This is a genomic window from Taibaiella koreensis, from assembly GCF_003545715.1.
GTDB classification, from domain to species: Bacteria; Bacteroidota; Bacteroidia; order Chitinophagales; family Chitinophagaceae; genus Taibaiella; species Taibaiella koreensis.
Window position 1 is genome coordinate 12,783 of the sequence record NZ_QVNU01000006.1, and the last position, 16,437, is coordinate 29,219.

8 protein-coding genes are annotated in these 16,437 nt (G+C 50.9%); 4 read left to right on the forward strand and 4 right to left on the reverse strand.

Going from position 1 to position 16,437, the window contains the following annotated elements:
- The first annotated feature begins 46 nt into the window (after positions 1 to 46).
- From DZK30_RS18430 to DZK30_RS18440, 3 genes are all read left to right on the forward strand, one after another.
- Positions 47 to 616, forward strand: coding sequence for a helix-turn-helix domain-containing protein (locus tag DZK30_RS18430; RefSeq protein ID WP_118975656.1), 570 nt, complete (start codon positions 47 to 49; stop codon positions 614 to 616).
- An 83-nt stretch (positions 617 to 699) separates the two neighbouring features.
- On the forward strand, positions 700 to 2,022 hold the full coding sequence (locus DZK30_RS18435) for a DUF5690 family protein (protein WP_118975657.1): 1,323 nt from the start codon (positions 700 to 702) through the stop codon (positions 2,020 to 2,022).
- A gap of 36 nt (positions 2,023 to 2,058) precedes the next feature.
- Positions 2,059 to 2,769: an HAD hydrolase-like protein gene (locus DZK30_RS18440; RefSeq protein ID WP_118975658.1), complete on the forward strand. Its 711-nt coding sequence runs from the start codon at positions 2,059 to 2,061 to the stop codon at positions 2,767 to 2,769.
- 135 nt (positions 2,770 to 2,904) lie between these two features.
- Here DZK30_RS18440 and DZK30_RS18445 read toward each other — a convergent pair whose 3' ends face one another.
- A complete protein-coding gene (locus DZK30_RS18445) occupies positions 2,905 to 5,532 on the reverse strand; it encodes an NHL domain-containing protein (protein ID WP_162903226.1) in 2,628 nt (875 codons plus the stop codon).
- 44 nt (positions 5,533 to 5,576) lie between these two features.
- Positions 5,577 to 7,553: a T9SS type B sorting domain-containing protein gene (locus DZK30_RS18450; protein ID WP_118975660.1), complete on the reverse strand. Its 1,977-nt coding sequence runs from the start codon at positions 7,551 to 7,553 to the stop codon at positions 5,577 to 5,579.
- Positions 7,554 to 7,970: 417 nt separating this feature from the next.
- Here DZK30_RS18450 and DZK30_RS18455 point away from each other — a divergent pair, with 417 nt between their 5' ends.
- Positions 7,971 to 9,170 (forward strand): T9SS type A sorting domain-containing protein, encoded by a 1,200-nt coding sequence (locus DZK30_RS18455; RefSeq protein ID WP_118975661.1) that lies wholly within the window; start codon positions 7,971 to 7,973, stop codon positions 9,168 to 9,170.
- A gap of 1,018 nt (positions 9,171 to 10,188) precedes the next feature.
- Here DZK30_RS18455 and DZK30_RS18470 read toward each other — a convergent pair.
- Together DZK30_RS18470 and DZK30_RS26685 are read right to left on the reverse strand one after the other, a co-directional pair.
- On the reverse strand, positions 10,189 to 12,246 hold the full coding sequence (locus DZK30_RS18470; RefSeq protein ID WP_118975664.1) for a T9SS type A sorting domain-containing protein: 2,058 nt from the start codon (positions 12,244 to 12,246) through the stop codon (positions 10,189 to 10,191).
- A gap of 398 nt (positions 12,247 to 12,644) precedes the next feature.
- Positions 12,645 to 16,367 carry a T9SS type A sorting domain-containing protein gene (locus DZK30_RS26685; protein WP_118975665.1) on the reverse strand — a complete coding sequence of 1,241 codons (3,723 nt, stop codon included), beginning with the start codon at positions 16,365 to 16,367 and terminating at the stop codon, positions 12,645 to 12,647.
- Between the last annotated feature and the right edge of the window lie 70 nt (positions 16,368 to 16,437).

A 16,437-nucleotide genomic window follows, 5' to 3' on the forward strand; every position in this document is an offset into this window, starting at 1 on the left:
AATAAATGCCGGCAGGTAATATCTTTGTCGTTCATCAACACAAAACATGGAAGGAGCATTCTTATTGGAAGTAAGCCGGCGCATCAAGGAATACCGCCTGGAGAAAAGGTTAACAGTGCAGGAGCTGGCCGACCGGTCCGGTGTGAGCAAAGGCCTCATCTCACAAATCGAGAACGGGCGTAGCATACCCTCCCTGCCCGTCCTTTTCGGGATCATACAATCGCTAGAAATGGCTGTGAGCAGCTTTTTCGATGGATTGAACCTGCAAACGCCCAACGTGATCGTACAGCGAAAAAAAGAATACGAATCCTTTACGAAGGAAGATGCCAAAGGCTTTCTGTACAAAAGGATTTTCGTCAAAAACGTATCGGCCTCTACACTGGATTTTGTAATCCTGGAGCTTTCCAAAAATGCGAAACGGGAAGAAGTAAGCACCGATGCTTTCGAGTATAAGTATATTATACAAGGCGAATGCGAGTACCTGATCAACGGGGAGCGCTATGTGCTTAAAGAAGGTGACTCTCTTTTCTTCGACGGCCGCTTGCCGCACCTGCCAAGGAATACAGGCAGCGATAAATGCATCATGCTCATCGTTTATTTCTTCAACCAGAAGTAAACAAATACTAAACAAAATTTTACATTAAGGTAATATTGCGGTATTACTTTTGCGCAAGATTATAAATACTAAACAATAGTTTAATGTCTTTGCGCAAATATCTTTCGTTACATTCCCATTCGGTATTCTTCCTGGTGTATGCCACCGTTGCGGCATTCCTTACTTATACCTCTATGTATGCCGTGCGAAAGACCTTCACCGCCGGGACTTTTGAGGGTCAGCGCTTCCTGGGCGTAGACTACAAAGTATTGCTGGTGACGGCGCAAACGGTAGGTTATACCCTCTCCAAATGGATCGGGATCAGGATAGTGGCGGAGAATACCGCCCGCCAGCGGCCACGATATATTATAGGCCTGGTATTGATCGCCACGCTTGCCCTGAGCTTGTTTGCCGTGGTACCGGCGCCATTCAATATCCTTTGCCTTTTTCTCAATGGATTACCTATCGGTATGATCTTTGGCCTGGTATTTAATTACCTTGAAGGCCGGCGGGGTACCGAGATACTGGTTGTCGGACTTACGGTCACCCAGATCTTTTCGTCGGGCTTTGTAAAATCTATCGGACGTTTCCTGATCACCGGCTATGGCATTAGCGAAACACTTACCCCCTTCCTTGTGGCGCTGGCCTTTCTGCCCATCCTGCTCCTGTCGGTATGGATGCTGGAGCAACTGCCGCCGCAGTCTGCAGCCGATATTGTGCTGAAATCGGAACGCACGCCCTTGTCGGTTACCGAACGCAGCGCGCTGATACGCCGCTATTACGTAGGTATCATCATCTTTTTATTCAGCTATGTGCTCATGACCGCTTACCGCGATTTCAGGGATAATTTCGCCGCGGAAATATGGCAGGGGCTCGGCTATTCGGGCCACTCGGAACTATTCACACTTACGGAGATACCAGTATCGCTGCTGATCCTGGTAATGATGCTCTGGTTCCAGAAGATAAAAGATAACCTGAAAGCCTTTAAGGTATTGCATTACATGAGCATCGGAGGAGCTTTGATCATTCTTGCCGCTACCCTGCTTTTCTCTCTGAAGGTCATTGGCCCCATGTTATGGATCTGCAGCACGGGAGCAGGTCTCTATATTGCCTATGTACCGGCCAATTCGGTATTCTTTGAACGTATGATCGCTGTATTCCGGGAGCGTGGCAATGCCGGCTTCCTGGTGATCATGGCCGATTTCTATGGCTATTTCGGTAGCCTCTGCATTTTATTTTACAAGAATTTCGGAGAAGCAAAGCTAAGCTATAGCCGTTTCTTCGAGTACGGGTCGCTGGGTGCATCGATCCTCATTATCCTTTCCCAGGTGGGCTCACTGATATACTTCAACCGTAAGGCGAGAAATAGCCAAAGCCAGGAAAAGGAAAGTATTCTTTCTAAAAAAAGTTTAGTATTAGTAAAATAAAGTTTACTTTTGCTCATTCTCTCATAATCCATATTTATGCAATCGAACAGCATTCACCTGGCCTTATTCGACATGGCCGGCACTACTGTGCACGACGAACAATTTGTAGCGAAAACCTTATGTAAAGCACTGGGCGAACATGGATACGAAGCCGTAACCCTTGATGCCGCCAACGCCGTAATGGGCATAGCCAAACCGGTAGCGATAAAGTTGTTGCTGGAGCAGTTTTACCCCGAAGCCGCCGCAGCAGCCGATATCGTCCGTATTCATCAAAGCTTCCTCAACGCGATGATCGACTTTTATGAGCATGCGCCGGGGATCAGGGAAATGGAAGGTGCTACGGACACTTTTCTGCGCCTGAAGGAGATGGGCATCAAGGTAGGCCTTGACACCGGTTTCAGCCGTGACATTACCGACATCATCATCGAGCGGCTGGGCTGGCACAAGCCAGGCATACTCGACGTGAGTGTGGCGAGCGACGAAGTAGCGCAGGGCCGTCCGCATCCCGACATGGTGTATAAGGCCATGGCTCTTCTGGATATTACCGATGTAAAAAAAGTAGCCAAAATAGGCGATACGCCCGTTGACCTGCAGGAAGGTAGCAATGCGGCCTGCGGCCTGGTAATAGGCGTGCTGAGCGGCGCCGCCGACAGGAGCACGCTGGAGCAATATCCCCACACACACCTGGCAAGCTCTATCAACGAGGTACCGGATATGATCCGTGACTTTACTTTTGCAGAAGCCTGATAAAACATATAAAAAAGGGCCGGATCCCATATTGGATCCGGCCCTTTTTATATTCTTTTCGCCGGGAAAAGCCTTGCCGCTTCGTCAAGCTCCAGGGCCGGCAGTACAGCCCGGAGCCTGGCGAAACAGCGCTGACTATTTCGTAACAACGAATCGTATAGCCCAGACCTGGTCCTTACCTGCAATTCGTAACAGGTAAGCGCCCGAAGCTATCGCCGGCAGGTCGATCGTTTTCTTCAACCGGCCGTTAACGGTGTTCTCTTTCGATTTGTAAACCAGCTGCCCCGAATAACTCAGGACATCAAGGCTTACAGCAGGTTCGCCCACCGGACCTTCCACGGTAAAGACGCCTTTATTGGGATTGGGATAAAGCATAAAGCCTTCACCGCCGGTAATGGAAGGGATACCGGTAGTGCCATCGCTGATATGCACGATGATCCTGATCCAGGGAGAATATTGTCCCGATGTGCATTTGGTACGCACATGCAGGTAATAATCCCCGTTGATTAATCCCGTAGCGCGATACATAGTATCGTTGGTCTCTGTCCAGGAAGTGGGGTCCACAGCAGACTGATCAAATTTGTATTCGTAATGCAGGGCATCGGGTACCCTGCTCCATACAAACTTCACAGAGGTAAAGCTCACATCGGTGGTCACCAGTGCGGAGGGTACAGCGCAAGGGATCACCGGCACGGTCACATTCATTGTCACCGAGGCGATTGCCGTATCGGGCTGCGCGCAGGTCTCACTGCTATGCAGCGTACAGGTAACCAGGTCGCCGTTGTTGAGCGCGGCATCGTTGTATACCGGGCTATTGGTTCCTACGCCAATGCCATTCTTCCGCCAGGTGTATACAGGGCTTGCGCCGCCGTTCACCGGCGTGGCGGTAAACGTAACGAGGGTGCCGGCCGTGATCGCTGTTCCCGGCATTGCCGTAATGCTCACTGAAGGCGTGACAGAGGGATTAACGGTAAGATCCAATGTAACGATGCTGTCGCATCCGCTAACTGCCGTAAATGTCTTTGTTGCTGCTGAGGGTCCACCGGCAGTAACGATGATGCCGTTCCAGGTATAGGGAAGCTGGCCGTTGCATATTGTACGGCTATCGGTCGTATTGACTGCCGTGTTCACTGTCATGGTGATGGCATTACTGGTGACCGTAGCCGGGCTTGCGCAGCTGGCATTGCTGGTCAGCTCGAGTGTGATCACATCACCGTTAACCAGTCCGGTGCCGGTATAGCTTGTGCCGGTCCCTACTGGTGTCGTTCCCTTTTTCCATTGGTATCCCGGTGCGGCGCCACCATTAGTGATTGTGGCAGAGAAGGTAACCGGAGTGCCACTGCAGATCACATTGCCCGGGCTTGCCGTAATGGCCGCCGTGGGTGTTACCGAAGGATTTACCGTAAGGGTAAATACCGGTGTGGAATCCTTCAACGCACCGGCAGTACAGCTAACGATCACTTTATAATAACGGGTACCGGTAATGCTGCCGGTAGCATAAGTCGCCGCGCCGGTACCCACATTGGTCCAGTTCACGTTGTCGGTGGAGGAACGCCATTGATAACTAACGCCCGATGAGGAAGCGCCGCCGAGCGTCAATGTGCTGCTCGCGGGGCTGCAGGCGGGATTGGGACCTGTAGCCGTAATGGTACCTGGGATTATCGTACTGCAGCTGGCCGCTATCTTGCGGATACGGTTGTTCAGCTGGTCGGCGACATAGATATTACCGGCAGCATCGAGCGCCAGGTTGTAGGGTGTGCTGAACTGCGCGGTAGCTGCGGGACCGTTGAGAAAGCCGGCAACGCCTGTTCCTGCTACCGTAGTAATAATACCGGTTAACGCATCTATTCGGCGGATACGGTTGTCTGACTGTGTAAAGTAAATATTGTTGGCGGGATCGATCACAATACCCAAAGGGCTCATATTGGCGGCCGTGGCAGGTCCGCCATCACCGCTGGTACCCCCTATGCCGGTACCGGCAAATGTAGTGATGATACCGGTAAGCGCGTCTACACGGCGGATACGGTTGTTAAAAAAATCGGTGATGAACAGGTTGCCGGCATTATCCAACGCAATGTCCCAGGGATTGGCCATCTTCGCCGCAGTAGCCGGTCCGCCATCACCGCTGAAGCCCAGGCTGGATGCACCGGGAACGCCTGCTATCGTATTAATAATGCCGGTGGTCACGTCAATTTTCCGCACCGTTGCTTGAGAAGCATATTCGGTATAATAGATATTACCGGCATTATCTACCGCAATCCCCTGGGGATATCCCAGCTGAGAAGCAGTAGCAAGACCACCGTCACCCGTATATCCGGATGTTGTGCCTCCTGTGCCGGCTATAGTGCTGATGATGCCGGTACTAATGGTTATCTTACGGATACGCCCGCTACCATCGGTAAATAAGATGTTTCCGGCTGCATCGGTAGTGATGTCCCGCACGTCGGATATACTGGCTGCCGTTGCCGCGCCGCCATCGCCGCTAAAACCTGCGGTCCCGGTACCGGCAATCGTGGTAATGATATTGGTACCGACAGTTACTTTCTTGATCCTCGTGCTCAATACACCGAAATATAGATTGCCGGAAGCGTCTGATGCGACGCAAGGGGGGAATGCGATCTGCGCCGCAGTGGCCAGGCCACCGTCGCCGGTATTACCAAATGTGCCTGTTCCCGCAACGGTTGATACGGTCTGTGCTGTAGCGGCCATGCTTCCCATACAACACAAGGCAACGTTCAGCAATAATAGGTTTAATTTCCTCATGAGGTATTTGTTTTTCTTCGGTGATTGTTCATTTGGCATCCAGCCTAACGTACCAGTGTCAGATCGCCTTTAAGCTTTTCTATTTTGCCGGAAGGATCTTCGGCAGAGAAAGTATAGTAATAAGTTCCCGGGTCACAAAGCTTACCGCTCATACGGCCATCCCAGCCCTGGCCGATCTGGCTCAGGTAAGGCACATGATAGATCCGCTGGCCGTAACGATTGAAGATCGCGAAGTCAATTATCTTATATTCCCGGGTAAACTGTGGCCCGAAATAGTCGTTCAACCCGTCGCCGTTGGGCGAGAAGGCTGTAGGTATAAAGATCTGCGCTTTGGGAACCACTTCCATGTATACCTTTCCGGTATCCAGGCAACCATGTTCACTTTGCCCTACTACATAGAACCAACCCGGGTTACCGGCAGTGATGGTCTGTGTATAAGCACTCTGATCGGCAAACAGGTTTTCGGGGAACCAATGCAGTACGGTATAAGCAATATCGGCCGAAGCAGTCAGCGTGACGGGCGATCCCCTTTCTGCGGGCGCCGGGCTATAGCTTAGCTTCAGTCCGAGGTCTTCTACATGCACCATGGCCTGCGCCGTGCCGATACAATTCAGATCGTTCACGGCATAAGCCACATAAGCGGTGGCCTGCGTAGGCTGCACCGTGATGGTATTGCCATTGGGAAACCCGTTCCAGGACACAGTTGCCGAAGGGCTCGATGCCGTAAGCGTGATCGTGGCGCCCCGGCAAATGGTCGCATCGGCAGGATCAACAGTAATTACAGGCGTTTCCAGCACATCAAGCCATACTTTACGATAAATGCTGTCACAACCGGTGTTGGTCTTTATCGTATCGCTCACCTCCTGGCTTACGGTATAGGATATGCCCTTATAGGTTACGGTCTGGCAGCTGCTTACGGTATCGCGCAGGATAACCGGGTTGGCCGTATTGATCTGGATGAAGACGTTGCGGTATACGCTGTCGCAGCCCAGACTGGTGTGCAATGTATCCAGCAGTGTGGTAGATGAAGTATAAGTCACGCCATTAAACACCACGGCATTACAGCCGGCGATCGATTGGTTTTGTGTTACAGGTGTTACCACAGACAGATGCAATACTTCAATGCTGTCGCAACCCGATGCCGCAGAAAAAGTGTCGGCATAGGTTCCGCTTGCCGTCAGTAGTGTACCGTAAAAATTATAGCTGTTGCCTTGCAGGATACATGCTGCGGTGGTATTGGTCACATTGCCCGCGGGATTGGCCAGCATGCTGTTGATCCATGCGGTATTAGCGGCCCCGTTTGGTACACCGGGCGTTTCATCTGCGGGGGCATTACCTACGGTATAGTCTGCTGCGCTGGTATACAAGCCGTTTGTCAGAAAATAATTGCGGGCGCCGCCCGAGGCTGTTTTATATATAGTGGCACCTGCCGGGTTGCTTACACTACCGTAAGCGATGGCATGAACGGCAGTACCCGGGCTTGCCGGTGATACGACTACGACTGCATCGCCGGTATTGGCAAGGCCCACCGTACTCCAGTCGCCGCCCGCTATGTAGGCTGTAGTAGCCGGGTAAACATAGGTGAGCGATGAGGGTGAGGCAGGTGTCGTATTGGTATGCTCAAGCAACGTGGACGTAGAAGGAACGATGTACACGTGGTCGTTGTTGGCATCGGTCGGATCATCGGCTTGTACGATCTGTGGATTTTTGTCGCCACTGTTGTAGAGCAGAATAATCGAACCATATGGAACGCAGGACCAGTTGGGATCGTTGGTAAAACGCATATGCCCGATCGCTATCCCCTGCCCTGCCCCGGCGCCGCACCAGCCATTGTTGTCGTCTATGATCCATCCCCTGATATCCATGCAACTGTCGCCGGAGCAATTGCGGGTACCCGCTACCACAAGCTCTATATACTCCCTGCTGCCGCTATTTCCCTGTGAGAACTCGTTAATGATCAATTGCGCCGAAGTCCGGCTCACCAGGAACAAGCAACACAGGGTTAATAGAAAAAGGCGCATAAATATGGAGGAGGTATTTGCTTACAGATCGCTTATAAAAACAGTGCAAAGGTACCGGGAAGGAGCAGGGAACGCAATAAGCCAATTGTTATGTATCGTACAATTGCATACATAACAAGCTAAAAAAAAGAAGATTACAGAAATAAACTAACAATTTCTTAATACAAGAGCAATATTTCAAATGCCCTTATTGCTGCGCCGTGGAGCCCCGCTCCAACAGTTGGGCTCCAGGGCATTACTAAACGGTTAATTCTTCCGTAGCTATCCTTTATTCCCACTTCGTTACGAATTAAGAATATGCATACATAGCGATCGTATTAACGCGCGCCCCTACGTCTCGGGTAACTTTACCCCCTGTAGTATACTTAACCATCCTAAACTAACATTTATCCCTTCGACGGATACCAAACAAACTTTATGAAAACGCTCTACATGCAAACCAAAAACCTTAAAGGTATCAGGCAGATCGGGATAGCCGCGGCTTTGATGCTGCTTCCAGGCTTTGCGCAAGCCCAGCGGATCCTGGCCTGGCAATTCGCCAATCCTCTGCTGAACGGCGATGAAGCTACTGTGAATTCGACATCAACTGATCCACACCTGTCGACATCGGTATTGAGCAGGGTCAATGCTCCTGTGGTAACGACCCCGCAACAGCGTGCGTTTATGAGCACTAATTTCACCCAAACTACCAAAGGCGATCAAGGGTTCATCTTCAATATTACGCCTGCTGCCACCTACAAGGTATCCTTAAGCAACCTTAGCTATAAAGTAAGGAATTCGGGATCGATTCCTGCCGGCAGTTTTCGCTGGCAATACAGCCTGGACGGTGTCAACTTCATCGATATCGGTGCCGCAGACATCACTATGCCTGCATCAACCATAAACGGCACAGTGCAGACACCTATCGATCTGACGGGCATTGCTGCACTGCAAAACGTAACAAGCCCTATTACCATGCGCCTTGTAGCCTGGAACCTAAGCAGTAACACAGCTATGTTTGGTATTGGACGCTCTATCACCAACGATACAGCATCCGTACTAACGGTGGAAGGTAGTGTGGTGCCTTCGGGTCCGCTTCCGGTGCAACTGCAATCCTTTATGGCAGTAGCACAGCAAAATGACGCGGATCTGAGCTGGAAAACAGCAATGGAGAAAAACAGCAGCTACTTCACTATAGAGCGCAGCAGCAATGGAAAAGATTTTACCGGCATAGGCAAAATATCGTCAAAGAACGAAGCTAATGGAGCCCGCTATACCTACACAGATGCCGGCGCTTTGTTGAACAGCGATCATCAATACTATCGCCTGCAATCGGTAGATAAGGATGGTACTGCTACCTATAGCAATGTGGTAAGGGTTAATGCAGGCAATGCAATACAAAAGTCCTTGCTGGTGTATCCTAATCCGGCAACTAATTCTGTGACTATCGAGACCAACCTCGACGCAGACGGTTTACTTCAGGTATTCAATACTACAGGCCATGTAGTAGCGGAGTACAAGCTGGAGAAAGCTTTTCATAAGACTGATTTGAATACAACTTCTTTTGCTAAAGGAATATACCTCATTAAGCTGCAGGACGGCCAACAAATCAGCACACAGCAGCTTATCGTTCGCTAATATTCTTCCTTTCACCTGATCTTTTAATCGCCTCCCTTCGGAGGCGATTTTGTTTTGCATAATAATATATGTGCTATTGCAGGCATCGTATGGCGCTCTGTATTTTCCTCACGATGCAAAGAAAGCTGTATTGTATTTTACTTCCCATAGGCGCGAAGGCATCAGGATTTTTGCCCGAAACGGTGCAGGTATGCAGAGCTATGTCTATTTTCAGCAAAGGACCAATACGTTTTTCTGCAGAGCCACAGGAATGCGGCGCTATGCCTGTTTCCCACAAAGGCGCAAAGGCAGGAAGATTTTTGCTCGCTGCAACACAGGGACGCAGTGATATGCTTGTTTCCCAAAAAGGTAAAGGGGCTTTATTCCGCCGATAGTATGCCGGGCCTGCTCTACGTGATTAGCCGAAAAAGCCGGAAGAAGGAACGAATCTTCAAAGGGATTTCATATCCCGGCAAAAAAACGGTCTGCAGGGAACATCTATGTGAACATAGCGCTACCACACCAGAAATTGGTCATGTCAACATATGCTGGCGCCATAGAGGCATTTGAATGCCATTGGGCCACAACTACTGTTAAGTTATTGGCATTGCTTGCAGGGTAAAGGTTTGCAACCAAAAAGCAGCCTTGAAATTGTCCCGTAGGGACAAAAGGTCTGTAGCCAAAACCATATAAACCCATAATTGCTCCGTAGGAGCAAAACAAGGCAGGCATAAATATCCTATATACATTTGGCCTCGGTTCAGACCGTTGGCGCGTTCCGACCGGCAGTCGTACAGAATGGCCCATGACCGCTTTATGAGTAGTGGTAGCCCGGATTGTGATCGCCGATCCGTTTGACGCATTCTTACCAATCCCCAGGAATGCCATTCGATCCGTTTTACGCGCCAAGGCAATGGGCGGCGCTCCATTAATCATCAGATTGGCACATTTGTCGCAGGGTAAATGTGTTATCATTAAAGAACCCCGGCCAGGAATGGCCGGGGCGAATATCAAAACCTTAATAAGGCAGAAAGAGAACTTATTTACCTACAGTCACTTTACCAGACTGTACAGCGCCGTTGCTGATTACCTGGTAGAAATACAGACCAGGAGTGAAACCGGCAACATTGATGCTTACTTTGTTCTTACCGTTAGCGTTCTGATTGGCTACGATACGACCGTTCATGTCGAACAGTTTAACAGCAACTTCCTGAGCGGCGGGGAACTCAATGTTCAGCACAGCTTTAGCAGGGTTGGGGTAAACTTTAACGTCAGTAGCATTCAGGATAGCTTTAGCAGACTCTTGCTGAACTGCAGGACGAGCCTGGGCAGCACCGCAGCAAGGGAAGTCACCAGCACCGCTAGTCAGGTAAGCGAACAGGGCAGCGCTATAGTCACCTACAGTAGCAGGAGAAGTCAGAGCAGCAGCAGTGTCGAAGTTAGCGGGGTTAGCCAGTACAGAAGAAGAAGAGATAGAACCAGTAAACTTGAACAGGATCCTCTGGCCGGTAAGAGAAGAGAAAGTCTTAACGGGACCACCGATCAGGCCGGCAGCGCTGGCGAAAGCGTTAGCACCTACGTCAGTACCGTAACCGATACCATGATAGAAATCAGGACCAGCAGCATTCATAGTGTTACAACCAGGGCAACGAACCTGGAAACCATCACCTGTATTGCCCAGACCTACTGTAGCAGCATAAGAAGTAGCGGGGTTTACATAAGGAGTAGTCAGACCGTTAGGATTGCAATAGTTACCGTTAGCAGAAGTGGGGAAAGAACCATAACGCTCGATATCTGTGTTAGTGCCAGGATTGTTTACGTCGATATAGTAAACATTATGACCACCGAGAGTAGCGGTGCCGGTAGGCAGACCGATACAGTTGAAAGCACCATTGTATACCACGATGCTGGAACCTACGGGTACAGCAGCCCATTTGGCGCTGAAAGGCAGACGGAAATGGCCAGTAGTGATACCACGGCCAGTACCAGCACCTGCAGGGTTGAACGCACCATTGTTATCGTCGAGGATCCATCCACGAACGTCAACATTTTCAGCGTCGTTAGAAGAAGAGCAAGCAGCAACGGCCAGTACAACGTACTCGCACTCACCGCTAGGACCATTGCTGATCTCAGTTACAACCAGGGCGCCTTTAGGCTCGGTCATAGGATCGGGCTGAGCGCAAGCTGTATAACGGAAACCAGTACCTGTTCCAGCTACACTGGCGATGAAAGCACCGTTGGCAGCATTGTTCTGTGAACCAGGAGTCTGAGTAGCGATAGTGGCAGTATCAGCTGACCAGTTAGCGCTTACACCAGGAGCATTTGAAGCAGAACCGGCAGTCAGGGAAAATACTTTACCAGCGAAAGTAGTGTAAGCGGGGTTAGTAGTAACTTTAGCACCACCGATACCGCTACCAGTTACAGCGTTCATCAGAGAACCGTAAGCAGCGCCAGAATAGAAAGAAGGCTCAGACTGCAGGTTGTCCAGACAACCGGGGCAACGTGTCTGAACGCCGTCACCTGTCAGGTCAGTTGCCAGGTCAACAGTGCTAAACAGACCAGGAGCTACCAGAGCGCTGGTGCTACCGCAATAGCTACCATTGTAAGGGAAAACGCCAACGTTAGGAATGTTGTTGATATAAGCAACATAAGGGCTTTTACCTACAGCAACGTAGATAGTACCACCTGAAGTGAAAGTACCATCTGCAGCAGCTGAAGCAGCGTTGATGCTAGCCAGGTTAGGCAGACCGGCTGCGGCAGGCTTTTGACCAGTAGCATTGTTGAACATCAGGATCAGAGTTCCGGCGGGAACACTTGACCAGAAGCCGTCGTTCACCAGACGCAGGTGACCGGTAGTGATACCATTACCCGGAGCAGTAGTGCTGAATACGCCGTTGTTATCGTCAACGATCCAGTTACGAACGTCAACATTCTTAGTAGCTGAAGTAGAACCTACCAGCAGCTCAATATAAGGACCTACGTTACCGGTACCTTTTGAAAACTCGTTTACCAGCAGAACGCCGGGAGTTTGGGCGAAAGAGCCGGTAGAAGCGAACAGAGCCGCTGCAGCAGCTGCAGAGAGAATTAATTTTTTCATTTGTGTTTTTTTAGTTTGGTTTCTTTTGTTTGAAAAAATTCAGATAGGACAATGGGAACTTTTTTTCCAAAAAAATTGAGGATCGTTGGTGAAGTGGACGTGAAGAAACAAATAGTCGATAGTATCTGGTTTGGCCGGTGTATTTGCGCAAATACAGTGTAAAGTTGAACAATAAAACCCGTTGGAAAGGCATCCCGGCCTTTGTCAAATCATTAAGTAAACCTTACCCGGAAATTAATTCTGAACCCACCCTGCGAGAAATAATATTGCGATAATGCAGTGATAACATTGGTGTTCGTTCTTATGGGAGTAGCGCCAAACCAGGTTTTCGCCTGGCCCTGATAAAAAGGGCCATCCTCTGATGAGGACGGCCCTTACAGCTCTGGAGGTATGCTGGTTTAATTACGTACAATCCTGGTTTGGTAGCGTACACCGCTATCGTCAAGGATAACCAGGTGGTACATTCCCTGAGGTATCCCCTGCAGACGCAACGTGTTCTTATTATTCCCTTTTTGCAGCGATATAGTTTGCTGTAACACCTGACGGCCTGTAATATCTATTAAGCGCAGGGTTACAACTGCATCGCGCAGGGCATCATGCTCTATGGTCAACGTTTCTTTAGCCGGATTAGGATAGCAGCTAAAGCCACGGCTGTCGCCGAATTCGAGCGACCGCACTACGGAATAGGTTTGCTTGCCATCCCGGTCTTCCTGAAGCAGGCGGTAGTAGTTCTTGCCGGTCAACGGCGCCTGATCAGTATAAAGGTAATTGAGCGTTGCATTGCTATTACCATTCTCCGCCAGGGTACCTACATAGCCGATAGCATTATATTGCTTGCCATCGCTGCTACGCTCTATAACGAAGCGCCGGTTGTTGCGTTCAGAGGCAGTGGACCAGGTTAAAATGGCTTTATCCTGTGCTTTCTCCGCATCGAAGGAGGTCAGCTCTACCGGGAGCGGCGAACTGTTGGCATTGTTGGCATGGATGAAGAACTGACTGAAGGAGGGCGTTGCGAAGCTTACCTTCCAGTAATTCATGATAGCATCCCATGTCACGCTCGCGGGCCGGATGAGACTGGCTATACCACCGCCAAGGGTACCACCGTCGATCTTGGTGATCACCAGCGTATCGATACCAGCCTGGTCGTTGGGCGCCTGGGGCAGCAGAGGATAGCCATGTGTTCCGGCATAGGCATTATAGGCATCAAAATCACCCTGGCGGAAGTATAAAGTAACCTGCGCAGGACCATTGTTCTGAGGTATTACTTCATACCAGCGCGCTACATAAGGCCGGCCGCCAAATACGGGTACGCTGTTCATCACGGTTACCGTAGCCGTAACGGTACCCAGCGATGCTGTAGGCTGCAGCGAGGCAATGAGGCCACAACTGCCGTTGTAATAAGAAGTAACCGGGCCACTGGTCTGGCTTCCTGTATTGGAAGAGGCCCCGGGCGCAGAAGTACCGGCAAGATCGGTCTGGGCGGTATTGGGCGACACGACGAGCGCCACTGTATCCTTACCGGTACAACCGATGGCATCGGTAGCGGTAACTATATAGCTTGTCGTTACCATCGGACTCACCGTCTGAATGGGCCCGTTCAGGTTACCTGGTTGCCAGGTGTAGGTGAAGCCCGGCGTACCACCCGATGCAATCGCCAGCAGGGGGCTTGATGTACCGGCACATATAGAAGCGCCGGGTGCTGTATTGACCGTGATCTGTGCACTTTGACCTACCGTAGCGGTACCGGTAGTGCTGCAAGTATTCGCATCGCTGATAGCGCAGGTATAGGTACCGGCGGCAAGACCACTGGCCGTGGCACTAGTACCGCCGCTGGGCGACCAGCTATAGGTGTAAGGCGGTGTTGCGCCGCTCACCGTTACCGTGGCCGTACCATTGGTGCCGCCGAAGCAGGATACATCCGTTTTAGAAGTGCTCACGCTGAATGCAGGCGGTGCGTTTACAGTAGCCGAACGGGTGAAGAGGCAGTTATTGGCATCTCTGATGGAGCAGGTATAGGTATTGGCTGCAAGAACACTAGCGCTGGCAGCGGTACCGCCGCTGGGCGACCAGCTATAGGTATAGCCGCCTGTGCCGCCGCTTATGCTTACCGTTGCGCTGCCGTTAGTGCCGCCGTTACAGGAAACATCCGTCTTGGAGATAGTCCCCGTTATTGCTGTCGGCTCCGATACGGTAATGGTCCTAGTGGCCGGACAGTTATTGGCATCTTTGATGTTGCAGGTATAGGTACCAACTGTAAGCCCCGATGCCGTAGCGCCGGTGCCGCCGCTGGGCGACCAGAGATAAGTATAGCCCGGTGTTGCTCCGGCTACAGTTACGGTTGCCGTACCTGTGTTCCCACCGTTGCACAGCACATCTGTTTTTGAAGTGCTCACACTGAAGGCAGGGGGTTCTCCTACCGTAGCAGAACGGATGATAGAACAGTTATTCGCATCTTTAATAGTACAAGTGTAGGTACCTGCTGCAAGGCCGGTGATCGTAGCAGTAGTGCCGCTGCCGGGCGACCAGCTATAAGTATAAGGACTGGTACCGCCGCTTGGCGTAACCGTAGCTGTACCATTACCCCCGCCATTGCACGATAAGTCTGTCTTTGAAGTGATGCCTGTCAGTGCAGTAGGTTCCGATACTGTGACCATCCTGGTGGTTTGGCAATTGTGCGCATCCTTGATCGTGCAGGTATAAGTATTGGCAGTAAGGCCCGTAGCCGTTGCGCTGGTACCACCACTAGGGGCCCAGCTGTAGGTATAAGGATTGGTGCCGCCGCTTACCGTTACGCTGGCCGAGCCATTGGTACCGGCGTTGCAGAGCACGTCAACCTTGCCCGTAGTGATCGTATAAGCAGAGGGCTGGCCAACCGTAGCACTGGCCGACTGGGTACAGCCAATATTATCGGTTACAAGACAGGTATATGTATTTTGTGTTAACCCGGTCGCTGTAGCAGCCGAGCCGCCGCTGGGCGACCAGCTGTATGTATAAGGCACAACGCCACCGCTAACGGTTACTGTGGCCGTGCCGTCGTTACCGCCATTACAGGCAACATCTGTCTTTGAAGCGCCAACATTCATATTACTCACCGTTAGCGTTACGACATTAGAGTTAGCCGTGCCGCAGGTTCCGGTCACGATACACTGGTATTGGTAGCCGTTCATCGCACCGGTAGCGCCGGTTACAACAAGTGTGGCAGCGGTAGCACCGCTATAAGGTGGTGTATTGCTGACATTGTTAAAACCACCACCGGTATTCACTTTCCATTGATAAGTAATGCCGGTACCGGTTGCATTGACACCGAAAGTTGTGTTGGTGCCATTACAGATCGCCTGGTTCACGGGCTGTGAGGTAACCGCGGGTGCGGTACAAGTGGCACAGCTAAAAGTATACGGCAGCGGGAGTGTGAGCGGATTAGCATCGTCAGTGTTCCAGTTGGCGACATTGAAAATAGCGGTCCGGAGAATCGCCGGAGAATTCGACACAACAGTACCGTTATAAACAGCATTGTTTACCTCAGGAACCACAGCCAAAGAATTACTGGCATTCAGCGCAGCTGGTAAGGTGGATGCGCTTGAAGTCTGATCGCATTGCCCTAAGCTGGTTACCCAATTTCCATCCATATTAAGGCCGGTAATCAGGATCGGCGAGGCCAGTGTGCCCTGGAAAGCGAAGACCTGGTCGCCGGCAGGAGAAAGACTCATATATTGTCCCGGTGTGGAACCCTGTACCTGTACGCCGGTAACGCTGCCCACCGAAGCCGTGAGCGTAGGGCCCTGGCATTGTATCTTAACCTGCGTACCGCAGGGCAACGCGCTTGAAGTGCTCCATTTGATCACCCCGTCCGAGGCGGAACCGGTACCGACGCCACAGGGGTTGAAATTCTGAAAACCGGTATAGCTGCCTCCTGAGCACCAGCCAAAGTCAGTAAAGCTTATCTCTGTAGTGGCGCTGACATTGGTTAGCAGAATAAACGAAAATTCATCATTGGCCACTACGCTTGTGTTGTAGCCAACAATTGCGACGTCGCCGGCAGAAAGTGCGGTTTGTGCGGTTGCCCTGGCGCCCGTAAGCAACACAAGGAACAACGCAATCACGGAAAGGTAAAACTTGTTCATAAATTTGGTAATTGGAATTGGTCAATAGAATATTCAATATATTATCAAAAACGAGCACACCGCCGTTATC